This window comes from Mesorhizobium sp. B3-1-9, from assembly GCF_006439595.1.
Classification (GTDB): domain Bacteria; phylum Pseudomonadota; class Alphaproteobacteria; order Rhizobiales; family Rhizobiaceae; genus Mesorhizobium.
Genome location: NZ_VFTJ01000002.1, coordinates 205,958 through 225,664 on the forward strand (window position 1 = coordinate 205,958; position 19,707 = coordinate 225,664).

Consider the following 19,707-nt stretch of genomic DNA (forward strand, 5'->3'; position numbering starts at 1 on the left):
GATGCCTGTGCTCGTCACCGGCGCCAGCGGCTTCCTCGGTGCTCATGTGCTCGAGCGGCTTGCCGCGTCCGGCACGCTGGCGCTCGGGCTCGGCCGCGATGAAGCGCGCTGCGCCGCGCTGGAGGCCGCCGGCCATCGCATCGTCCGCCACGATCTCGCGCAGCCGCTCGATGGCGCGCTCGATCCGAGACTTGGCAGGGTCGAGCGGATCATCCATTGCGCGGCGCTCTCTTCGCCCTTCGGCCGCCTCGCGGATTTCGTGGCGGCGAACGTCACGGCGACACGGAACCTGCTCGACTTCGCCGAGCGACTAGGGGTCAGCCGCTTCGTCCACATCTCCAGCCCGTCCGTCTGCTTTGCCTTCCGCGACCAGCTTGGCCTCGCCGAGGATATGGCCTTGCCGGAGCCCGTCAATCACTATGCCCGCACCAAGCGCGAGGCCGAAAAGGTCGTGCTCGGCCGGCCCGCCATCCATCCGGTGGTGCTGCGGCCGCGCGGCATTTACGGCGCCGGCGATCGGGCGCTGCTGCCGCGGCTGATCAAGGCCGCGAGGAGCCGGCCTTTGCCACTGTTTCGCGATGGCCGGGCGGCCATCGACCTCACCCATATCGACGATGTCGTCGACGCGGTGATGGCGGCGCTTGCCGCGCCCAGGGAAGCGGAGTGCGAGATCTTCAACATCTCCGGCGGCGAAATGCTGCCGGTCCGCCGCATTGCCGACGAGGCCTGCGCCCGCGCCGGTATCAAGGCGCGCTGGCGGCCGACGCCGCTCATGCCGGCGATGCTGGCGGCCGGCCTGATGGAAGCGGTGGCGCTCCGGTTGCCTGGCCTGCCCGAGCCGCCGGTCACGCGCTATGGGCTCGGTCTCTTCGCCTATGCGCAAAGCCTCGATCTCTCCAAGGCGAAGCGGATGCTTGGCTGGGCACCGAAGATCTCGTTCGAGCAAGGGCTTGACCGCACGTTTTCCGGTGGGGCGCAGGCATGAGGATCGTCTTCGCCAACAGCGCCTGGGTGAGCGCCGCCGAGCGATTGATCCTGCGCGGCGGCAGTTGGCAAAGTGTCAAGCTGCGCGTCCGCTACGGGCTGATCTTTCACCCAACTGCCGGGCCGGTGCTCATCGATACCGGCTATACGCAGGAAGCTTTGAGCGGGGCGCGACGCGGCCGGATGCTGCGGCTCTACGGTGCGCTGCTGAAACCCGAGCTCAATGCGGCCGAACAGGTCCTGCCGGTGCTTCGGCGTTTCGGCCTGTCGCCCGATGACATCCGCACAATCATTGTCACTCATTTCCACGTCGACCACATTTCGGGCCTGTCGCTGTTCCGCAACGCTCGCTTCATCGCCAGCGATGCCGCCTGTGCGCGGGTCAAGGCGCGCAGCCCGAGGCAGAATCTGCGCCATGGCGTCTTTGCCGAACTCTTCCCGCTGGATTTCGAGGCGAGGCTGGAGGGCCTGTCCGCGAAGCGGAGGGTCGAGGCGCGCGAGGATGTACCCGGCGGCGCCGATCTCTTCGGCGACGGCAGCGTGATCGCGGTCGATCTGCCTGGACATGCCGATGGCCAGTTCGGCCTGCTGTTCAATGGCCTCGACCGGCCGCTGCTCTACGCCGTCGATGTGCAATGGCTGCTCACAGCCTTGACCGAAAACCGCACGCCGGGTTTCCCTGCCACGCTGATCGCAGAGGATGCCGCGGCGATCGAGCCGACCAGTGCCATGCTGCGCCGCTTCCTCGCCGTCGGCGGCGAGGTGATGCTCTGCCATGATCCCGCTCCGACATCTTATGATCTCGCGCCGGAGGCCGCATGAACGGGCTGGCGGAAGCGGCAGGCTGCTTCGCCCTGACACGCTGGGTCTCGCGCAAGACCCGGCCCGGCTTCGAGCGCTGGCAGGCGGCCGCCTTGCGGCGCTTCCTTGACCGCGACCTGCCGCGCGCGTCCTTTTACGGCAAGGCGCCGGCGCACCTCACCGACTTGCCGATCACCGACAAGGCGCTGCTGATGGCGCGCTTCGACGAATTCAACATCCACGGTCTCACCGCCACGCAAGCCTGGGCGGCCCTGGCGCGCGATGGCCGCGCCGGATCGCTCACTGTCGGCGCCAGCACCGGAACATCGGGCAATCGCGGCTTGTTCGTGATTTCCGGGGCCGAAAAACACCGCTGGCTGGGCGCGATTCTGGCCAAGGCGGCGCCGGATCTTCTGTGGCGCGGCATGCGCGTCGCCGTCGTCCTGCCGCAGAACACAGGGCTTTACGACAGCGCCCGCAAATCGCGCCTGATCCAGCTCGCCTTCTTCGATCTGACCGCAGGGCCGGAGAGCTGGCGCGGCGCGCTCGAAATGTTCGACCCGACGGTCATCATCGCGCCGCCAAAAATCCTGCGCCATTTCGCGGCCGAAAACTTCCGGCTCCGGCCGAAGCGGGTTTTTTCCGCCGCCGAGACGCTCGATCCGGTCGACCGTCCGGTAATCGAAAATTTCTTCCAACTGCCGCTCGACCAGATCTACATGGCGACCGAAGGCCTGTTCGCGGTGACCTGCCGGCAGGGCGGACTGCATCTTGCGGAAGACTCCGTCTTCTTCGAATTCGAGCCAGCGGGAGAGGGGCTGGTGACGCCGCTGGTGACGGCCTTTCGGCGCCAAACCCAAATCATGGCGCGCTACCGGATGAATGACCTTTTGCGCCTGTCCGGACAGGCCTGCGGCTGCGGCTCACCGCTGCGCTGCGTCGATGAGATCGTCGGCCGCATGGACGATGTTTTCCGTCTCATGTCACAGGATGGCCCGATCCTGGTCACGCCGGATGTGTTGCGCAACACCGTGCTCAAGGCCGACCGCCGCATCGACGACTTTCGCCTCGTCCAGTCCGCGCCGGACAGGGTCGAGCTCCGGCTTCCACCAACGCTCGCGGACGAAGCGGCGGAGGCCGCTCATCAGGCAGTCCGCGCGCTGCTGGAAATGCGAAAGGCGGTCGCTACCGTGACGCTCATCCGCGCGCCGCTGCCTCTGGAAACAGGCCGCAAGCTGCGCCGCGTCGAATGCCGCCTGGAGCCGGCGCGGTGAGCGGCGCGGCGACGGCGGAAAGGCCTGCGCAGCAGGCCGAGCGGGTCGAGAACAAGCCGGCAAAGGTCGAGGCTTTTGTGAGGCTTTTCAACGAGGTGCCGGTGCGCGATCTCATCGCCAACCTGAAGACGAAAGTCGAGACGTTCGAAGCCGCCGGGCGTATTTTTCCGCTGACGCTGAACGACGCCGATGAAGCGCCCAACTGCTATATCTGCTGCCCGACCTGCGCCTATATCGACTATGCGATGGACGAGACGCGCAACTTCGCCGCCCACCCGCTGCTGCAACGCGCGCTCAACGCCCTGATTGGGGCGTGCGCGCCGCTTGTCAGGGCAAGCGGCCTCGACCATCAGGCGCAGGTCAACAACTGGCTCTATTCGACCAACCCGGTGCCGCTGCTCGACCGGCCGGCGGTCGCGTCGCTGCGCGCGGCCCTGACCGCGCGTTTTCCCGATCGCGCCATCGTCATCCGCTCGTTGAACGATATCGCCGATCCAGCGACCATGGCCGCCTTGAAGGCCGAGGGGTTCCGCATGCTGGCGGCGCGCCAGATCTACATCTTCGCCGACCGCAGCGCATCACCCGCAATGACGCGCGACATGAAGCGCGATCGCGCCCGCCTGCGCGCGACGCCGTTCGAGCGGGTCGGCAATGGCGATTTCACCGAGGCCGATTATGCGCGCGCCGAGCAGCTTTACAATCTGCTCTATCTCGACAAATACACGCCGCTCAATCCGCACTACACGGCTCGCTATATCGCTGAAATGCACCGGCGCGGCATCATCGGCCTGGCGGGGCTGCGCAGGCCGGGCGGCGAGCTGGTCGCCGTCACCGGCCTGTTCGAAAACGGCGGTACGCTGACCCAGCCGATCGTCGGCTACGACACGGGCTTGCCGGTGGCCGACGGGCTTTATCGCATGATGATGACGATGGCGCAGGACCACGCCACGGCGCGCGGCCTGTTCTTCAACATGAGCGCGGGTGCCGCCGATTTCAAACGCTGGCGCGGCGCGGTCGCCGCGATCGAATACAACGCCGTCTATGCCGGGCATCTTCCGCTTCGCCGGCGCCTGGCGATCCGCGTCATGGAGACCGTGCTGGCGCTGGTCGGCATTCCCCTGCTCAGGAGGTTCGAATTGTGAGCGAGCGGCGTGGGAAGGATCATTGGCAGGCGGCGGCGCTGTCCGCCGATATCGGCAAGCGGCCGAAGCGCATTCTGTTCGACGGCGCGCCGGTGGTGCTGTTCCGCTCGGCGCAGGGCATCGCCGCGTTGTTCGACCGCTGTCCGCACCGGCTGGTCGAGCTGTCGACCGGCAAAATCGTCGGCGGCGAGATCGAATGCCCCTATCACGGCTGGCGTTATGACGGCGAAGGCCGCTGCACCGCGATCCCCGGCCTTGTCGGCGCCATGCCGCACTACCGGGTCCGCCGCTACGCGGCGATCGAGCGCGACGGCGTCGTCTTCATCTCGTCCGGCACGCCGCGGGGCGAGCCTTACCTGCACTGCATGCAGGGCAGGGACATCATCGCGCGGCGGGTGCGCTCATCGACGCAGTCGACGGTGATCGACGCCGCCGAGAACATCCTCGACGCCACGCACACTCATTTCACCCATAAGGGCCTGCTGCGCGGCCTCAGCTCCAAGCGCCATCTGGTGCGGGTCGAGGTGACCGGTGGCGAGGGCTGGGTCGAGGCCAGCTACACCGGCGAGGACCGCCAGCAGGGCCTCATCAGCCGGCTGCTCGAAGGCGAGCGCGCGAAAACGATCGGCCGCTTCCGCCATCCCGGCATCGCCGAGCTCGAATATTGGGGCAAGGACGGGCTGGTCCTGGCCACCACCTTTCACCTCCGCCAGGCCGACGAACGCACCGTCGAGGGCGTCGGCTGGCTTATCGGCCGGCGCCAAGGCCTGTTCGGCGAACTCAAGGCGCTGGCCTTCAAGCCGCTCTTCACCGTCGCGCTGCACCAGGACCGCCGGGTGCTGAAATCGGCCAGCGACAACGCTCGGCTGCCGCCGCAGGCCCTGCCGGTGATCGGCCCGCTTGATTTCCTGCGCCGCGACATCGCCGCGATCATGGAGGGTAAGATGCCGGCGGCGGCAGGTGAGGCAAGGGTGCATTATATCGAGCTGTGAATTATAGTTCACATACCTTGATTTGAATGCTTTCGTGAATTATAGTTCACGCATGATCGAGGTCCGGCAGACCGCCGATTTCACCAACTGGCTGGACGCGCTTCGCGACACCGCGGCTCGACAGCGCGTCGTCGCCCGCATCCGTCGGGTCGAGATCGGTAACATCGGTGATGTCAAATACTTCGATGGCATCGGCGAGCTTCGGATCGACCATGGCCCAGGCTACCGGCTCTACTTTGTGAAGATTGGAAACGCCGTGATCATACTGCTCTGTGGCGGCGACAAGTCCAGCCAAAGGCGCGACATCGCCAAGGCGAAACAGATGGCAAAGGAGATATGACGATGCCTCTCGAAACCACCCGCTTCGACATTCTCGACCACCTGAAAACTCCGGAGGATCGCTTGGCCTACATCGAAGCTGCCTTCGAGGATGGTGATCCCGCGCTCATTACGCACGCGCTCGGCGACGTAGCGCGCTCCATAGGCATGACGGCCGTGGCGAAAGAGGCTGGCGTTACGCGCGAGGCGCTTTACAAAGCACTGAGCAAAAAGGGCGATCCGCGCCTCAGCACGCTGTTGGGCGTCACCAAGGCGCTGGGTTTGCAACTTGAGGTCAAGCCTATCGGCCCGGGCTCGCTCGGGGCCTGAAGCGCCTCAACCAGGCCCATTCCATTCGATATCACGCGTCGACGCCGCCTGCAGGCCGATGCGTTGGCGCAATGCCACTCGCGCAACCTCCAGCAGCGCCGGCCATTGTGCCTTCACCGGCGCGGAATCGCCTGGCCAATCGAGCAATTCCTCGCCCACGCGCATCGCTTTGCGAAAGCGGCCGAGGCCGCCTGAACGCAACGCCGCAGGCAGGCTATAGATCCACATCGCGAGTCGCACGGTTTGCGGCGCGGACACATCGGGAATGACTTCCTGACCGTCGCCGAGCACGGCATCCACAAAGCGCGCCGGATCGCGGAAGAAATGCAGGCCGCTCACGGCGCGTGGGTTGCATTCGAGCGGCAGCACGCGGCCACGCGCCTCGCGCATCAGGTCGAAGGAGATCTGCCCGGTCCATGCGGTGCCGGCGACGATGCGCTCGACCAGATCGCGCGCCGCATCGTCCTCGACCCGCTCGAAGAAGATACCGGCGCCTTTGCCGGCGCGGTAGAGCGAGCGGTAGAGCGCAAGCGCCTTGAGCCTGCCTTCTAGCGCCACCGCATAGGCGCTGATCTCCTTGCCCTCGACAAAACGCTGCGCCACCCAGGGCATGGCGGGCGAGGGCACGATCGCATCGAGGAAATCCGGTGTCGGACGCAGCAGAACGTGGCTGGCGAAGCGCGACCAGACCGGCTTGAACACCAGGTCGCGTGAGCGGCCACGTACCGCCTCCAGATCGTCGCGGGAATTGAGAAGCGTGGTCTCCGGCACCGCCAGGCCAAGCTGTTCAGCCAACCGGATGAAGCTGTGCTTGTTGTGAACCTGCGCCAGCAACCCGATATCGGGGGCGAACAATCGCACCGGCGTGGTCCTGCCGCGCCAGGCGAGTGCGAGGTGAAAGACCTCCTCGCAGGTCGGGACGACCATCTCGACGCCTTCCGCTCGGACCAGCGCCTCCACCGCATCCGCATAAGCCTGCGGCTCGAAGCGCGGCGGCGGCAGCCGGCAATAGCGCGCGCAGGCCTTGCTCGCCGCCGCGATGAGCCGCGCCGGCGTGTCGGCCAGGATCACCCTTTTCCCGGCGCCATGGAGAAGGCGCGCCAGATGCAGCGCCACCGGCGCGCGTGCCCCTGTAATCAGGATGGATCTGTCAGCCCTCGGCATCGGTCATTCGCGGTCGTTCCCGTCGCGGGGACCGATGCGCGAAATCAAGGCGATTGGCAATGCAGCTGGTGCCGGCCAGTCTGCCCGATCACTTCCGGCGCGCCTTCGGCTTTTCCACAGCCGCCGGCTTGCTCGGCCAGTGCCAGCCGTCGCCCTCGCCATGCGCGGGCTGCGGCCGCGCGACATAGGCGAGCGCGCCATTGGCCTCGAGATAGACGCGCGAAAGCATCTCGGCGAGCACGCCCGACGTCACCGCCTGCAGCCCGGCGATCACCAGGAAGAAGCCGGTGATCAGCATCGGCCTGGTGCCGATATCCTGTCCCAAGAAAACCTTGATCGCAAAGAGATAGGCAAGAATCAGCGAGCCGAGCACGCCGAGCACGATGCCGATGCCGCCGAAGAAATGTCCGGGCCGCGTGCGGTAGCGCAGGAAGAAGAACATGAAGACGAGATCGAGCACCACGCGGAAGGTGCGCGAGATGCCATATTTCGACTGGCCGTGGATGCGTGCGTGATGCGTCACCACTTCCTGGGCGATGCGGCGCGGCGTCGTCACCGTCGCCAGCCACGCCGGTATGAAGCGGTGCATCTCGCCATAGAGCCGCACGCTGCGGATGACGCTGCCACGAAACACTTTCAGGCTGCAGCCATAGTCCTTGAGCTGCACGCCGGTGACGCGCGCGATCAGCCTGTTGGCGATGCGCGAGGGCAAGCGGCGCATCCAGAAACCTTCCTTGCGATCCTTGCGCCAGCCGGCGACGAGGTCGAGATCCTCGGTCAGCAGGCGGTAGACCATGCGTGGAATGTCGAACGGGTCGTTCTGCAGGTCGCCGTCGAGTGTCGCGATGACGTCGCCGCGCGCGGCGTCGAGACCGGCCTGCATGGCCGCGGTCTGCTTGTAGTTGCGCACCAGTTCCACGCCATGCACATGCGGCCCGTATTGAGCCGCCAGCCGGCGGATCTCGGCGGGTGTGGCGTCGGTGCTGCCGTCGTCGACCAGCACCACTTCCCAGGGCTGGCTGTAATTCTCCATCGCCTGATGGATGCGGACGAGCAGCGGCTCGACATTGTCAGCCTCGTTATACATCGGGATGACGATGGAGAGCTTGTGCTCGGGCATGACGGCGCCCTCGGGCAGTCCCGATGCGGGAATGGGAAGCACGTTCATGGCGGTCATTTCCTTGCCGGTCCTGCCGTCGGGGTTTCCGGCAGCGTCGATTTCGAGGGGAACAGCCAGGCGATCGCACCGGTTGCGACCGCCGAGCAGAGGATGAAGAGATGCAGCGCCAGCGCCGCCTGCAGGCCATCCTTCATGGCAATGCCGGAATAGAGCAACGCGGCTGCGGCGCCCGCCTCATAGGTGCCGAAGCCGGCGACGCCCTGCACCGGCAGGATGGCCGCGGCTTCCGCGCCGACGGCGCCCGGAAAGGCGGTCTGGAAGGAGATGTTGAGCAGCATTGCGAGCAGCCATCCCTGCACGCCGAGCTTCAGCGCCCAGTTGGCGATCGTCCACCACCAGCCATAGCGTGAGCGTCCCGTCGCTTCGGTGAAGATATCGCGCAATTTGCCGAGCTTCGAGACGATCCTGCCGCCAGTGGTCCAGTTATGCGGCGCGCGCGCCCAGCGCGGCAGATACCATGCGGCGGCGATCAGCGCCGCGATGCCGGCGGCCCTGAGCGCCGGATGCAGGCCCGGCCAGACCAGGCAGGCCAGCACGCCGACGACGAAAGCGTCCTGCAGCCGAAACCAAAGCAGCGAAGCGCTGGCGTGCACGATCGAGACGCCGAACACCTGGCGCAAGAGGATCGGGAAGGCCGTCTCGCCGCCACGGAACGGCACCACGTTGATCATCGCATTGTGGATCAGGATGACGCGAAGCACGGCGCCGAAGCGGCCGTTCACATCGTCGCGAAACTCGTCGCAGACACGCAGCGCCCTGAGCACATAGGTGACGAACAGCGCCGCCGCCACCGCCACGAAAGCGCCGGGCGTGATGGAGGCGAAAGCATCGCCCACCATCTTCCAGCGCTGGTCGCTGGCAAGCCATGCCAGCAGCGCCAGAGTGACGATTATCGATATCGCTCGCTTCAATCAAGTCTCCAATGGGCCGCACGGCCGGGCGGAAGTGCTATCCGAGGGCCTGCAAAGCGGCAACTCTCGAATGTCGGCCCGGCCGGCGGCGGTCCGATATCGGATCCGTGCCGGCTTTTTCAAGGCGCTGTTCCTATAGAGCAGCGGCGGCGGCGAATCCACAAGCTTGGTTGGAGCGTCGATCGAGGCGGCGAAAGGCGGGCGGGGTTCGCGCCCGCCCGCTTTGCCGGGTAAGCTATGCCGGGATAAGTCTTACTGCCCGGCCATCTCTTTCTTGAACTGGTCGAAATCGACCTGCATGCCGTTGAAGATGGTGCTCCAGTGGCGTGTCAGCGCGGCCATCGCGACGGCTTCCTGGATCTCCTCGTCGGTGGCGCCGGCGTGCTTGGCGTTCTCGGTGTCCGACCAGATACAGTAGCTGCACGGAATTTGCGCGGCGACCGCCAGCGAGATCAGCGACTTCTCCTTCGGTGTCAGCGCCGTTTTGTCGCTGAGCTCGATGGCCTTGACCTCGGCCCACGCGCCGGGCAGACCGGCTTTCGGGAACTGTTTCACGAAGCTCGGCACGCCGCCCATCGTCGACTGGATGTCCTTGAGGGCGGCGTCGTAGTCATCGGCCCGGGCGGGCGCGGAAGCCAGGGCAGTGGCAAACACGCTCGCGGCGGCGATGAGCGAGGCGGAACGAAGGCAGGAATGCGCGGTTGAGACGATGCGAATGACTGACATGATCTTCTCCTCTGGTTTTTGTTAGCCTTACGTTGTAAGGTATGTGGAAGATGAACCTTACAGTGTAAGTTGTCAAGCGCCGCCATGGATGCACAGAGCAAAAAAAAGCGACCCCGCGGAAAGCTCTCCCGCGAGATGATCGAGGACGCCGCCTTCGAGGTGATCGAGCGGGAAGGGCTGTCCGGCTTTTCGATGCGCAAGCTCGCCGCCAGGCTCGGCTGCGAGGCGATGAGCATCTACCACCACTTCCCCTCGCAGGCGCATCTGTACGAGGCGCTGGTCGACCGGCAGATGAGTAGGCTTGTCATCCCTGACAACAGCCTGCCGTGGCGCGAGCGGGCGCGCGTCGGCATGCTGGAGTTCCGCCGCGTCGCCACCGAGCACCCGGCCTTCGCGCCCTTCATCGTCGTCTATCGCATGAACTCGCCGCCCTGCCTCGCCAAGCTCAACGCCATCATCGGCCTGTTCGAGGATGGCGGTTTCGGCCCCGAGCTCAGCGCCCGCCTGTTCCGCGCCGCCGGCTATTATCTGATGGGCGCGATCCTCGACGAGACGGCCGGCTACGCCAAGGGGCCTTCGGCGGTCACCACCGTCAGCGACGAGGAACTGGCGCGCGACTATCCAAGCGTCATTAAGGCCGGCGCCTATTTCGGCGCCGGCGGCTTCGACAAGACTTTCGAGCTTGGCCTGGAAATGTTTCTGGACGAGATGGAGCGGGTCCGCGAAGCTGCCCGAAACGAACCCGCCAAGAAATAGCGGCGATCTCGCCCAGAAAACCAAGGCTCTGAATGCGCTTCCTCTTTGTCCTTCTCCTCATCGCCGGTGCCGCCATCGGCATCTTCTATCCCTGGGCGATGAGCAATTTTTCCGGCCATGCGATCGGTACTTACCGCGTCTATGAGGGAGGCCGCTTCCGGCCGGTCACCGTGCAACTCGCCGCAAGCGACGCGCCGGTGCGGGTGCTGGTCGACTTGACCGCGCGGGCCGAACGGGTCGCGGGCCAGCAGCGCACGGTGCTGACGCTGACCGCGGCGAACGGCGGCCGCACAGTCCTGGCGTCGGCGCTCTCCTTCAACCACACCGACAATCCCCGCCAGGCGAGCCCGCAACTGCCCGACAAGATCTTTCGCGACGAGGCCGGCGTCATCGATAGGGTCACGCCCGGTCCTTATGTGTTCACCGTCGGCCCCGGCGATGCCGACGGCATCGACATGCGCGCGGTCGATCTCATCCTGCGCGCCGGCACTGGCTCGATCGACGAACGCGCGCAGCCGGCCGGCTATACGCTGATGGGCGTCGGCCTTGCCGGACTGGCGCTGTCGCTGGTCTTCGGGCGCCGCGGCGGAGGCGATCCGCAGAATCCCAATTCGCAGCCGCCACCGCCACGCTGGGGCCGCAACGGCTCGCCACGAGCATGATGCCGAAAAGTGTGAAGCGGTTTTCGGTCGACATCATGCTCTCTAGAGGTAGGCGCGCATGAATTATCGCCACGCCTACCACGCCGGCAATTTCGCCGATGTCGTCAAGCATGCCGTGCTCGCGCGCCTCGTCGAATACCTCAAGCAGAAGGACAAGGCTTTCCGCGTCATCGACACCCATGCCGGCATCGGCCGCTACGACCTCGCCTCGATCGAGGCAGGCAAGACAGGCGAATGGCAGGGCGGTATCGGCCGGCTGGCCGGGGCCATGCTCGAGCCGCGGGCGGCGGCACTGCTTCAGCCCTATCTGGAGGCGGTGCGCGCGCAAAATCCCGACGGCGGCCTCAAGCACTATCCCGGCTCGCCGCTGATCGTGCGCCATCTCCTGCGCAACCAAGACCGGTTGACGGCGGTCGAACTACACCCAGAGGATGCCGCGCGGCTGAAATCCGTCCTCGCCGGCGATTTCCAGGCGAGGGTGATCGAGCTCGACGGCTGGCTGGCGCTGGGCGCGCAACTGCCGCCGAAGGAGAAGCGCGGCCTCGTCCTCATCGATCCGCCCTTCGAGGAGGAGGGCGAGTTCTCCAGGCTCGTCGATGGCCTGCTGAAGGCGCATCGGCGCTGGCCGGGCGGCATCTATGCGCTCTGGTACCCGATCAAGGATCGCAGGGCGGTGACCGCTTTCCGCGCGGCGCTGAGGGAGACCGGCATTCCAAAACTGCTCGACATTGCCTTTGAGATCCGGCCTGCCTCGAACGAACCCAGCCTCGACGGCAGCGGGATGGTGGTGGTCAATCCGCCCTACACGCTGGAAGGCGAATTGAAGGTGCTGTTGCCCGCCCTTCACAAGGCGCTCGCAGTCCGGCAGCCGTCGCGATGGACGCTTGATTGGCTGGCGGGCGAGTAGGGCGACCGCGCGCCTAAGCCAGCGCCGTAGGCGTCACACCGGTCAGCCGCCGGCTTTCGCGGATCAGATGCGCCTGGTCGGCATAGCCGGCCTCGATGGCGAGCAGCGCGGTCGAAGCTTCGCCCTGCTGCCGTTGCAGGCGCCGGAACCGGTGGAAGCGCAGGATGCGGTCGAGCGTCTTCGGGCCGTAGCCGAAGGCGTCCTCGAAGCGGCGTCGCAGCGTCCGTTCGCTCATATGCAAATGGCGTTGCAGGAAGGGAACCAGCGGCGTCTCCGGCGACAGGCCCTCGTCGAGGACACCAAAGGCCCGGCCCATCCGCGGGTCCAGCGCATCGCGGCCTTCGGTGTGCATGCCGACCGTCTCTTCCAACTGCCGCAGCATGGCCGGCAGATCGGTCGCAGCCTTGATGCGATCCGACAGTTCGCGGGCACGCATGCCCCATAACTCCTGGAGGTCCAGCCGCCCGCCGACGATTTCGCTGGCCGGCACGCCGAGCCAGCCGGCGGCCGCGCCCGGCCGGAAGCGGAAGCCGACGATCACCGCGCCGGCGGCAGGCGTCTCGATCTGTGGCTCCCTGTCCGGCCCGGCAACGCGGAAGCGGCCGTCGATCCATTGCAGGTCGATCGTCGCGTCAGGCGTGATGACGATGGGCGGAGCGGCGCGCTCGTCCATGCGGTGGACCCAGATCGCACAGAAGGCATCGGCCAGGCCTTTGCCAGCGGGCCGTTCCCGGAAGAAGCCGGTTGTCTGCGCCAGGACCGGTTCCATCTCTTCTCCGATCTGCTCCGGCGGATGCCGGATCGGTGCGACGGTCAATTTGGCCGAAATCTTCAAGGCCGGCCACTTCATCCATGGCAGAACAGACGCAGCCTGACGGCGCCCATCGGCGCATTTGCCAACCACATCCGATTTCGGATGTTGGTTTCGAATATAGAAAGGAGTGAGAGAAATGAAAGCTCGCATCACCGTATTGACGCTCGGCGTCGACGATCTGGAAGCGTCGCTCAAATTCTATCGCGACGGCCTCGGCCTGCCGACCGAAGGCATCATCGGCCGGGAATTCGAGCATGGCGCCGTCGTCTTCTTCGAGCTCGCCGGCGGCCTGAAATTCGCCATCTACGAACGCGCCAACATCGCCTGGGATGCCACGGTGCCGCAGAGCGGCCGCAGCCCGACCGAGCTCACCATCGGCCACAATGTCGGCAGCGAGGCCGAGGTCGACGCGGTAATGGCCGAGGCCGTCAAGGCCGGGGCGCGCGTGGTCAAGCCGGCGCAGAAAACCTTCTGGGGCGGCTATGCCGGCTATTTCCAGGATCCCGACGATCACCTGTGGGAGGTCGTCCACAACCCGGCCTTCGTCCCCGAGGACTGAGCGGAGCGAAGCAGATCATCGAGAGGAGGCCGCCATGCCTGGTCAAACCGTTCAAGCGCTTGGCGCTCTCCTCATCGGTGGCGTGTTCGTCTTCGCCGGCATCGAACATTTCCTGAAATTCGGGGCGATGCGCGGCTATCTGGCCGCGCAGAAATTTCCGGCTCCGGCCTTGATGCTGGCCGCCGGTTCGGCGGTCGAGATCGTTGCGGGTTTCCTGCTTGCCGTTGGCATGGCCCGGCCCTTCGCCGCCGGCGCGCTGGTCATCTTCACGCTGGCGACGAACGCGATGCTGCTGCGTTTCTGGGCCAGCGAGGAACCGGAGCGCCAGGTGCTGCGCAACGCGTTCCTGATCAACATCGCGGTCATCGGCGGGCTGCTGCTTGCCGGCACTCTTGGTTAGCTGGTGAAGTCTGGAACGAAGTTTTGCGGAAACCATTGTTTTCGCGACCGCTTGACCGCCGCCAAGCGAATCCGCACAGTGCGCGGAACCGACCTTGAGAGGCTGTCATGACTCGCTTCGCCCATTCCGCCCTTGCCGCGCTGGTTGCGCTGTCCACTCCCTTTGCCGCTCCGCTGGGCTTCACCCAGGCGGCGCAGGCCGCAGACCTTTCCGTCTACAGCGGCGACGATGGCAGCGTCTGCGGCGAAAGCTGGGTGCTGAGCAAGATCACCGACCGCTTCTCCTACCAAGTGCATCACGTGCCGCACCTGCCGGATGTCGCGATCACAGATTTCCGCAACATCCGCCAGCACCGCTACGAGCCGGCGAGCGACGAATGGCCGATCGGCCGCCACTATTGCCGCGCCACCGTCAACCTGTCGGACGGTCGCGACCGCTCGATCTTCTACCTGATCGAGGAAGGCCAAGGCTTTGCCTCGATCGGCGACAATGTCGAATTCTGCGTCTCAGGCTTCGACCGCTGGCTGGTTTATAACGGCCGCTGCCGCGTGCTTAGGTAAATTTTCCGGCTGATAGGCAGGCCGGAGGGGCGCTGTCCCGCCGGCCTATCCTTTCTTTCTCTCAACCGTCTCCATCACCAGCCCGCGCCAGCAGCAGCGCGCGCTCCCGCTCATTTGCTGTCAGCTCGGCGGCGCGGCGGAATTCGGCGCGGGCCTCCTCCATCCGTCCGAGCCTCGCCAGAAGGTCGCCGCGCACCGTGGGCAAGAGGTGCGACTCTTTCAGCCGCAGTTCGTCCCGCAGCGCATCGGCGATGGCCAGCCCTTGCGCCGGACCGAACGCCATGCCGGCGGCGACCGCCCGATTGACCTCGACGATGGGCGAGGGCGCCGCCAGCGCGAGCGCCTGGTAATAGGCGGCAATGGCGATCCAGTCGGTGTCGGCCGCGCTCACCGCGCGGGCATGGCAGGCGGCGATCATCGCCTGCAGCTGATAGGGACCGGGCGTCGGCGTGAGCGCCATCGCGCATTTCAATCGGTCGAGGCCGCGCCGGATCAGCGACCAGTCCCAGCGGCCGCGGTTCTGGTCGAGCAGCAGGATCGGATTGCCGGCTCCGTCGGTGCGGGCGCCGAAGCGCGCGGCGCCGAGTTCCATCAGCGACAGCAGTCCGATCGCCTCCGGTTGCTCCGGCATCAGCGTCGCCAGCAGGCGACCGAGGCGCAGTGCCTCGTTGCCGAGATCGGCGCGCAGCCAGTCCGGTCCGGAGGACGTGACGTAGCCTTCGTTGAAGATCAGGTAGATCACCTCCAGCACAGCAGTCAGGCGCTCGCGCCGCTCTTGCCCGCGCGGCGTCTCGAAGGCGATGCCGGCGTCGCGCAAGGTCCGCTTGGCGCGCACGATCCGCTGGGCGACGGTGGCCTCGGGCACCAGGAAGGCGCGCGCGATCTCCGGCGTCGACAGTCCGCCCAGCATCCGCAGCGCAAGCGCCGCGCGCTGCTCTGCCGGCAGCACCGGATGGCAAGAGGAGAAGATCAGTCGCAACAGATCGTCGTCGATATCCTCGTCGAGCGCCGCCTCGATGTCGGGCATGGCGCATTCCAGCTCGGCGAGATCGACGGCCAGCTGCCGATGCTTGCCGTCGATCAGCACGGTGCGGCGCAGCCGGTCGAGCGCCCGGTTCATGGCGACCCTGGTCAGCCAGGCGGCCGGGTTGTGCGGAATGCCGTCGCCGGGCCAGCGCTCCAGCGCCTCGACAAAGGCATCCTGCACCACCTCCTCGGCCAGCCCGACATCGCGCAGGGTGCGGGTGAGCCTGGCGGCGAGTTTCGGCTGCTCGATCCGCCAGACCGCTTCGATCGTTGCAGTCGCGGTCAATCCTTGAGCTCGTCGAACCCGTCGACGACCTTCTGGACGTCCTCGGGAAAATCGTTCATCTCGAAAACGCGCCGGACCTCGATGACGTCGTTTTCCCCCGCGGGGCAGCGGCATGCCCATTCGATGGCTTCCTCGGGCGAGCGCACGTCGATCATCCAATAGCCGCCGAGCACTTCCTTGACCTCGGCGAACGGGCCGTCGGTGACGGCTGGCTTGCCGCCCTTGAAGGAAACCCGCGCGCCCGAGGACGGCGGATGCAGCCCATCGAGCGCAAGCAGCACGCCGGCCCGCTTCAGCTCTTCATTGTATTTCATCATCGTCGCCACGGTCTCGGCCTCGGGCCTGACGTCGGGAGCCGCGGTCGCGTAGCCGCCGGGGATCATCAGCATCATGAAACGCATCTTTGTGTTCCTTCGGTTTGCAGAATGCGATGATACGACGAACGGCGATCGTCGGAATCGACAGGCGATATGAATTTAATTGCGATGCCGGTAACCGAGGAGGCGCGGGCACGCGGCCGGCGCCAGCCTCTCAGCCGTCGCTGCCTCAGGTTGCCCTGCCGCCCGATACGTAAGCCTCGATCAGCTCGACCATTTGTTTCTGCAATTCCGGCGCGTCGAGCATGTTGCGCCGTGCCGCGTTGTGGATCACGCCTTCGATCGCTGACGAGAGCACGCGCGCCATCGTCTCGGTATCCTTGCGGCGCTTGCGGTACTGCGCGACGGCCGCCGCGTAATGTTCGAGATAGCGCGTCTGGAACGAGGCATGCGCGGCACGCGAGCCGCGGTCGCCGGGCGCCTCGTCGAGCAGCACCTGGTGCAACGTCGGATGGATCGAGTGGGCGCCGATCATGCCGCGCACCAGCTCGCGCGCGAATTGCCTCAGCGGCTTCTCGTCGGCCGCCGCTTCGCGAATCACCGACAGCACATGATCGAAGTGACGGCGCCGGATCGCTTCGACCAGAGCGAGCTTGTCGGGGAAATATTGATAGAGCGAGCCGATGCTGACGCCTGCGGCCTCTGCCACCTTGTTCGTGGAAAAGCCCGCCCAGCCGAGCTCGCTAAGAACGCGAGCACCGGCTTCGATGATCGCCTCGACGGTGGCGATCGAACGCGCCTGGCGCGGCTGCTTGCGCATGCGCGCGGCCGGCTTTGCAATGCGAGTAGACATGCTGGCCCGTCTCCCGAGAATATAAACAGGATACTCACATTCATTTCACCAACGCAAATGGGCCGGAACATGAGCGCCAAGACCTTGCTGAAGAGCCTGCTTGTCTATCAGGCCTGGGCGAATGATGAGCTCGCGGGAAAGCTTGCGGGGATGGATCCGTCCCGCGATCCGGAGGAGCGGCGCGCCGCGATCCACCTGATGAACCATATCCATGTCGTGTCGCGGATTTTTGCCGCGCATCTGAGGGGCGTCGCCCATGGCTATGCGAGCGACAATACCCCGGACACGCCCGAACCGCGCGCGTTGCGCGTCGCCTTGGCCGAGATCGACGGCTGGTATCTCGACTATCTTGAAACCGTTGCAGAGCAAGAGCTTGCCGACCCGGTCGCCTTCACCTTCACCGACGGCGACAGGGGCTGCATGACGAGGCAGGAGATGCTGACCCATATCATCTTGCACGGCAGCTACCATCGCGGCGAGATCGGCCGGATGCTGGCCAAGATCGCGCACTCGCCGCCCTGGGACACCTACGCCGTCCATCTGCACCGGGTCGAGCCGGCGCGCCGCCTGCTGCACGGACGCCAACCGGCTGGCGCTTGATTGTGGTGCCTGAATATGAGCCTTAAGCTCACTTTAAAGCGCTCAAGCTTTGGTCGTCGCGCATGGCCGGTTCATCTGTAGATGTTTCTGCTGGACAAGATAAAGTCGACGTCCGACGGCCTCTTGTCTATTATGAGCACTCTGCTCACATTGTGATGCAAGGTTATGCCGCCGGTCGGTGGAGGATCGTGCGATAGAAGCCGCGCGAAAATCTGTGGGCCGGGCCGTCACTTCGAAAGTGACAGATTCGCTCACAATTTTTCAATGAGATGCATCTTCGAGCGTTTCGTGTAACCAAAATTCAATAACTGAAAATCATTGTGTTGCTTCGCTGGCTAGACAGTCGCGAGTCAGATATGCATAGACACGCCGGGTCACTCACGACCATCGGCAAAACGCAAGGGGCATCGCATGGCAAAGACGACAACCAAGGCGCCGGCGGCGAAAGCGCCGGCAAAGAAGCCGGCAGCTAAGGCTGCCGCGAAACCTGCAGCAGTGAAGAAGGCAGCGGCCAAGCCCGCCGCCAAGGCTCCGGCCAAGGCAGCGGCGAAGGCTGTGGCTAAGCCCGCCGCCAAGAAGCCGGTGGCGAAGGCAGCGGCCAAGCCCGCCGCCAAGGCCGCGGCAAAGCCGGCGGCCAAGCCTGCCGCCAAGAAGCCGGCAGCCAAGGTCGCGGCCAAGCCCGCCGCCAAGGCTCCGATGAAGGCCGCCGCCGCCAAGGCACCGGCCGCTGTCAAGAAGGCAGCTCCGGCGAAGAAGCCGGCCGCCAAAAAGTAATCGCGTAGCTTCGCTCGCGAACCGCAACAGGTGAGGGCGGGTGCCACCTTGGCACCCCTCTCGCCAATTCGGTGTCAGAGCGAGCGGAGTCGGAGCGGGCGCTCCTCCTAAAGCTCTCGGAAATTTTGCCGCCAGGCAAAACGTCCGGGAGCTTTTTCTTTGGGGTGCCTGCGCCGGCAAGATGCATTGGCCAATCCGGATTGCCCGGCTGGCCGTTGCCCTTCGGATCCCGATCGGTCAACAGTGCCGTAAACAACTGGGAATCCGATCATGCCGAAACTGCTCTACGCTTCCACGTCGCCCTACAGTTCGAAGGTCCGCATGGCGGCCGCCTATGCCGGCATCGCGATCGACCTCGTGCCGGTCAAGACGGAGGACAAGCCTGCCGATCTGATCTCGGCCAATCCGCTCGGCAAGATCCCGGCGCTGGTGCTTGAGGACGGCCGCTCCATCCATGACAGCCGCGCCATCACCCAGCATCTCAACCGGTTGTCGAAGAACGCACTCTTCCCGCGCAATCCGGACAAGCGGCTCGAGGCGGAAGTTCTCGAGGCGCTGGCCGACGGCATCTGCGACTGCGCCCTGTCGATGGTCTACGAGCGCCGCACGCGGCCCGAGGCGATGGTCTACCAGCCCTGGCTCGACCGCCAGTGGACCAAGATCGCCACCGCGCTCGACTTCATCAACGCCAATCCGCCGAAGCTGCCGAAGAAGATCACCGCCGGCCACATGGCGCTGCGCGCCGCCCTCGGCTATCTCGCATTGCGTTTTTCCGGCCAATGGGAGAAAGGCCACAGCCGGCTCGTGCGCTGGGCCGCGAGGTTTGACGAGAAGTTCCCGGAGCTGAAGGCAAGCGTGCCGGGGTGAGAACTGCCAATCTCGCTCTTTGCGGGGGAGATCAGCAGCTTCGCCGCTGCACTTCTCCATAACGCCGCCCCCACTTGAACCCCATTCCCTTCCATGCTTGCATGGCATCACCCAAGTCGGAGTGGTGAAGATGGCAAAGCCCTCAACCAGCGCCGCGCCGGACCCGATGGTCGCACGCCTGCGCGCCGCCCTCGGTCGACGCGCCTTCACCGAGCAGAAGATGTTCGGCGGCACCTGTTTCATGATCAACGGCAACATGCTGATCGGCACCTCGAAGCGCGGGCTCCTGGTACGTGTCGGCAAGGGCGCACATGCGGCCGCCGCGGCACTTCCTCATGCAAGCGCGATGGAGATGGGTGGACGCTCGATGGAAGGCTATATCCGTGTCGCGTCCGAAGGGACGGCAACCGACGCCGATCTTGCCGGTTGGCTCGGCCGCGCATTGGCTTTCGTCGAGACGCTGCCGGCGAAGGCGAAACTGCCGAAGCGGTCGAAATGAGGACG

The 19,707-nt window shown here is 65.6% G+C and carries 25 protein-coding genes; 17 read left to right on the plus strand and 8 right to left on the minus strand.

Features of this window, described 5'->3' with window-relative positions; translation table 11 throughout:
- Position 1 precedes the first annotated feature (1 nt).
- From FJW07_RS04310 to FJW07_RS04340, 7 genes are read left to right on the plus strand one after another with little or no spacing between them, the layout of a single operon-like run.
- The gene (locus tag FJW07_RS04310) at positions 2 to 985 is read left to right on the plus strand and encodes an NAD(P)-dependent oxidoreductase (protein WP_140854694.1); all 984 of its coding nucleotides are present in this window, start codon (positions 2 to 4) and stop codon (positions 983 to 985) included.
- Positions 982 to 1,806: an MBL fold metallo-hydrolase gene (locus tag FJW07_RS04315; protein WP_140854696.1), complete on the plus strand. Its 825-nt coding sequence runs from the start codon at positions 982 to 984 to the stop codon at positions 1,804 to 1,806. The genes FJW07_RS04310 and FJW07_RS04315 overlap by 4 nt, the downstream gene beginning before the upstream one ends.
- Positions 1,803 to 3,059, plus strand: coding sequence for a F390 synthetase-related protein (locus FJW07_RS04320; RefSeq protein WP_140854698.1), 1,257 nt, complete (start codon positions 1,803 to 1,805; stop codon positions 3,057 to 3,059). Before FJW07_RS04315 ends, FJW07_RS04320 begins: the two co-directional genes overlap by 4 nt.
- Positions 3,056 to 4,201 (plus strand): GNAT family N-acetyltransferase, encoded by a 1,146-nt coding sequence (locus FJW07_RS04325; protein WP_246680652.1) that lies wholly within the window; start codon positions 3,056 to 3,058, stop codon positions 4,199 to 4,201. Before FJW07_RS04320 ends, FJW07_RS04325 begins: the two co-directional genes overlap by 4 nt.
- Complete coding sequence (locus tag FJW07_RS04330) at positions 4,198 to 5,193, plus strand: Rieske 2Fe-2S domain-containing protein (protein ID WP_140854702.1); 996 nt, start codon at positions 4,198 to 4,200, stop codon at positions 5,191 to 5,193. The genes FJW07_RS04325 and FJW07_RS04330 overlap by 4 nt, the downstream gene beginning before the upstream one ends.
- Positions 5,194 to 5,245: 52 nt before the next feature.
- Complete coding sequence (locus tag FJW07_RS04335) at positions 5,246 to 5,533, plus strand: type II toxin-antitoxin system RelE/ParE family toxin (protein WP_095767029.1); 288 nt, start codon at positions 5,246 to 5,248, stop codon at positions 5,531 to 5,533.
- Positions 5,534 to 5,535: 2 nt separating this feature from the next.
- Positions 5,536 to 5,841, plus strand: a complete 306-nt coding sequence (locus tag FJW07_RS04340) for an addiction module antidote protein (RefSeq protein ID WP_140854704.1) — start codon at positions 5,536 to 5,538, stop codon at positions 5,839 to 5,841.
- A 6-nt stretch (positions 5,842 to 5,847) separates the two neighbouring features.
- Here the strand turns inward: FJW07_RS04340 and FJW07_RS04345 are convergent, their stop codons facing one another.
- From FJW07_RS04345 to FJW07_RS04360, 4 genes are all read right to left on the minus strand, one after another.
- Positions 5,848 to 7,005, minus strand: a complete 1,158-nt coding sequence (locus FJW07_RS04345) for a hypothetical protein (protein WP_140854706.1) — start codon at positions 7,003 to 7,005, stop codon at positions 5,848 to 5,850.
- A gap of 88 nt (positions 7,006 to 7,093) precedes the next feature.
- On the minus strand, positions 7,094 to 8,173 hold the full coding sequence (locus FJW07_RS04350; RefSeq protein ID WP_140644506.1) for a glycosyltransferase family 2 protein: 1,080 nt from the start codon (positions 8,171 to 8,173) through the stop codon (positions 7,094 to 7,096).
- A 5-nt stretch (positions 8,174 to 8,178) separates the two neighbouring features.
- A complete protein-coding gene (locus FJW07_RS04355) occupies positions 8,179 to 9,096 on the minus strand; it encodes a lysylphosphatidylglycerol synthase domain-containing protein (protein ID WP_140854708.1) in 918 nt (305 codons plus the stop codon).
- A gap of 252 nt (positions 9,097 to 9,348) precedes the next feature.
- Positions 9,349 to 9,822, minus strand: a complete 474-nt coding sequence (locus FJW07_RS04360) for a carboxymuconolactone decarboxylase family protein (RefSeq protein WP_140854710.1) — start codon at positions 9,820 to 9,822, stop codon at positions 9,349 to 9,351.
- A gap of 135 nt (positions 9,823 to 9,957) precedes the next feature.
- Here FJW07_RS04360 and FJW07_RS04365 point away from each other — a divergent pair, with 135 nt between their 5' ends.
- From FJW07_RS04365 to FJW07_RS04375, 3 genes are read left to right on the plus strand one after another with little or no spacing between them, the layout of a single operon-like run.
- Positions 9,958 to 10,578: a TetR/AcrR family transcriptional regulator gene (locus tag FJW07_RS04365; protein WP_246680653.1), complete on the plus strand. Its 621-nt coding sequence runs from the start codon at positions 9,958 to 9,960 to the stop codon at positions 10,576 to 10,578.
- Between the two features lie 32 nt (positions 10,579 to 10,610).
- A complete protein-coding gene (locus FJW07_RS04370) occupies positions 10,611 to 11,240 on the plus strand; it encodes a hypothetical protein (protein ID WP_140854713.1) in 630 nt (209 codons plus the stop codon).
- 58 nt (positions 11,241 to 11,298) lie between these two features.
- Entirely contained in the window at positions 11,299 to 12,147 is an 849-nt protein-coding gene (locus tag FJW07_RS04375; protein WP_140854715.1) for a 23S rRNA (adenine(2030)-N(6))-methyltransferase RlmJ, read from the plus strand.
- A gap of 13 nt (positions 12,148 to 12,160) precedes the next feature.
- Here FJW07_RS04375 and FJW07_RS04380 read toward each other — a convergent pair whose 3' ends face one another.
- Complete coding sequence (locus tag FJW07_RS04380) at positions 12,161 to 12,916, minus strand: helix-turn-helix domain-containing protein (RefSeq protein WP_140644512.1); 756 nt, start codon at positions 12,914 to 12,916, stop codon at positions 12,161 to 12,163.
- A gap of 181 nt (positions 12,917 to 13,097) precedes the next feature.
- Here FJW07_RS04380 and FJW07_RS04385 point away from each other — a divergent pair, with 181 nt between their 5' ends.
- The 3 genes from FJW07_RS04385 (at position 13,098) to FJW07_RS04395 (ending at position 14,480) form a co-directional block, all read left to right on the plus strand.
- Positions 13,098 to 13,520 carry a VOC family protein gene (locus FJW07_RS04385; RefSeq protein ID WP_140854717.1) on the plus strand — a complete coding sequence of 141 codons (423 nt, stop codon included), beginning with the start codon at positions 13,098 to 13,100 and terminating at the stop codon, positions 13,518 to 13,520.
- Positions 13,521 to 13,554: 34 nt separating this feature from the next.
- Complete coding sequence (locus tag FJW07_RS04390; RefSeq protein ID WP_140644514.1) at positions 13,555 to 13,920, plus strand: DoxX family protein; 366 nt, start codon at positions 13,555 to 13,557, stop codon at positions 13,918 to 13,920.
- 107 nt (positions 13,921 to 14,027) lie between these two features.
- Complete coding sequence (locus FJW07_RS04395; protein WP_140644515.1) at positions 14,028 to 14,480, plus strand: hypothetical protein; 453 nt, start codon at positions 14,028 to 14,030, stop codon at positions 14,478 to 14,480.
- 61 nt (positions 14,481 to 14,541) lie between these two features.
- Here the strand turns inward: FJW07_RS04395 and FJW07_RS04400 are convergent, their stop codons facing one another.
- The 3 genes from FJW07_RS04400 to FJW07_RS04410 all read right to left on the minus strand — a co-directional run bounded on the left by FJW07_RS04400 (position 14,542) and on the right by FJW07_RS04410 (position 16,929).
- Positions 14,542 to 15,792, minus strand: a complete 1,251-nt coding sequence (locus FJW07_RS04400) for an RNA polymerase sigma factor (RefSeq protein WP_140854719.1) — start codon at positions 15,790 to 15,792, stop codon at positions 14,542 to 14,544.
- Positions 15,789 to 16,193, minus strand: a complete 405-nt coding sequence (locus tag FJW07_RS04405; RefSeq protein WP_140854720.1) for a YciI family protein — start codon at positions 16,191 to 16,193, stop codon at positions 15,789 to 15,791. The genes FJW07_RS04400 and FJW07_RS04405 overlap by 4 nt, the downstream gene beginning before the upstream one ends.
- Before the next feature lie 145 nt (positions 16,194 to 16,338).
- Positions 16,339 to 16,929 carry a TetR/AcrR family transcriptional regulator gene (locus FJW07_RS04410; protein WP_140855151.1) on the minus strand — a complete coding sequence of 197 codons (591 nt, stop codon included), beginning with the start codon at positions 16,927 to 16,929 and terminating at the stop codon, positions 16,339 to 16,341.
- A 102-nt stretch (positions 16,930 to 17,031) separates the two neighbouring features.
- On the opposite strand from FJW07_RS04410, the gene FJW07_RS04415 reads away from it, so the two are divergent.
- From FJW07_RS04415 to FJW07_RS04430, 4 genes are all read left to right on the plus strand, one after another.
- On the plus strand, positions 17,032 to 17,562 hold the full coding sequence (locus FJW07_RS04415) for a DinB family protein (RefSeq protein WP_140854722.1): 531 nt from the start codon (positions 17,032 to 17,034) through the stop codon (positions 17,560 to 17,562).
- Between the two features lie 411 nt (positions 17,563 to 17,973).
- The gene (locus FJW07_RS04420) at positions 17,974 to 18,336 is read left to right on the plus strand and encodes a hypothetical protein (protein ID WP_181182562.1); all 363 of its coding nucleotides are present in this window, start codon (positions 17,974 to 17,976) and stop codon (positions 18,334 to 18,336) included.
- A gap of 270 nt (positions 18,337 to 18,606) precedes the next feature.
- Positions 18,607 to 19,203 carry a glutathione S-transferase gene (locus tag FJW07_RS04425; protein WP_140651846.1) on the plus strand — a complete coding sequence of 199 codons (597 nt, stop codon included), beginning with the start codon at positions 18,607 to 18,609 and terminating at the stop codon, positions 19,201 to 19,203.
- 130 nt (positions 19,204 to 19,333) lie between these two features.
- Entirely contained in the window at positions 19,334 to 19,702 is a 369-nt protein-coding gene (locus tag FJW07_RS04430; RefSeq protein WP_140854723.1) for a TfoX/Sxy family protein, read from the plus strand.
- Positions 19,703 to 19,707: the final 5 nt, after the last annotated feature.

Bases quoted from the DNA above. Each gene is read 5' to 3' on its own strand.
- FJW07_RS04315 (WP_140854696.1), top strand. From the start codon at position 982: ATGAGGATCGTCTTCGCCAACAGCGCCTGGGTGAGCGCCGCCGAGCGA.
- FJW07_RS04340 (WP_140854704.1), top strand. From the start codon at position 5,536: ATGCCTCTCGAAACCACCCGCTTCGACATTCTCGACCACCTGAAAACT.
- FJW07_RS04345 (WP_140854706.1), bottom strand. From the start codon at position 7,005: ATGCCGAGGGCTGACAGATCCATCCTGATTACAGGGGCACGCGCGCCG.
- FJW07_RS04390 (WP_140644514.1), top strand. From the start codon at position 13,555: ATGCCTGGTCAAACCGTTCAAGCGCTTGGCGCTCTCCTCATCGGTGGC.
- FJW07_RS04420 (WP_181182562.1), top strand. From the start codon at position 17,974: ATGGCAAAGACGACAACCAAGGCGCCGGCGGCGAAAGCGCCGGCAAAG.
- FJW07_RS04335 (WP_095767029.1), top strand. From the start codon at position 5,246: ATGATCGAGGTCCGGCAGACCGCCGATTTCACCAACTGGCTGGACGCG.
- FJW07_RS04350 (WP_140644506.1), bottom strand. From the start codon at position 8,173: ATGAACGTGCTTCCCATTCCCGCATCGGGACTGCCCGAGGGCGCCGTC.
- FJW07_RS04395 (WP_140644515.1), top strand. From the start codon at position 14,028: ATGACTCGCTTCGCCCATTCCGCCCTTGCCGCGCTGGTTGCGCTGTCC.
- FJW07_RS04375 (WP_140854715.1), top strand. From the start codon at position 11,299: ATGAATTATCGCCACGCCTACCACGCCGGCAATTTCGCCGATGTCGTC.
- FJW07_RS04405 (WP_140854720.1), bottom strand. From the start codon at position 16,193: ATGCGTTTCATGATGCTGATGATCCCCGGCGGCTACGCGACCGCGGCT.
- FJW07_RS04430 (WP_140854723.1), top strand. From the start codon at position 19,334: ATGGCAAAGCCCTCAACCAGCGCCGCGCCGGACCCGATGGTCGCACGC.
- FJW07_RS04425 (WP_140651846.1), top strand. From the start codon at position 18,607: ATGCCGAAACTGCTCTACGCTTCCACGTCGCCCTACAGTTCGAAGGTC.
- FJW07_RS04320 (WP_140854698.1), top strand. From the start codon at position 1,803: ATGAACGGGCTGGCGGAAGCGGCAGGCTGCTTCGCCCTGACACGCTGG.
- FJW07_RS04365 (WP_246680653.1), top strand. From the start codon at position 9,958: ATGATCGAGGACGCCGCCTTCGAGGTGATCGAGCGGGAAGGGCTGTCC.
- FJW07_RS04360 (WP_140854710.1), bottom strand. From the start codon at position 9,822: ATGTCAGTCATTCGCATCGTCTCAACCGCGCATTCCTGCCTTCGTTCC.
- FJW07_RS04380 (WP_140644512.1), bottom strand. From the start codon at position 12,916: ATGGAACCGGTCCTGGCGCAGACAACCGGCTTCTTCCGGGAACGGCCC.
- FJW07_RS04310 (WP_140854694.1), top strand. From the start codon at position 2: ATGCCTGTGCTCGTCACCGGCGCCAGCGGCTTCCTCGGTGCTCATGTG.
- FJW07_RS04385 (WP_140854717.1), top strand. From the start codon at position 13,098: ATGAAAGCTCGCATCACCGTATTGACGCTCGGCGTCGACGATCTGGAA.
- FJW07_RS04415 (WP_140854722.1), top strand. From the start codon at position 17,032: ATGAGCGCCAAGACCTTGCTGAAGAGCCTGCTTGTCTATCAGGCCTGG.
- FJW07_RS04370 (WP_140854713.1), top strand. From the start codon at position 10,611: ATGCGCTTCCTCTTTGTCCTTCTCCTCATCGCCGGTGCCGCCATCGGC.
- FJW07_RS04410 (WP_140855151.1), bottom strand. From the start codon at position 16,929: ATGCGCAAGCAGCCGCGCCAGGCGCGTTCGATCGCCACCGTCGAGGCG.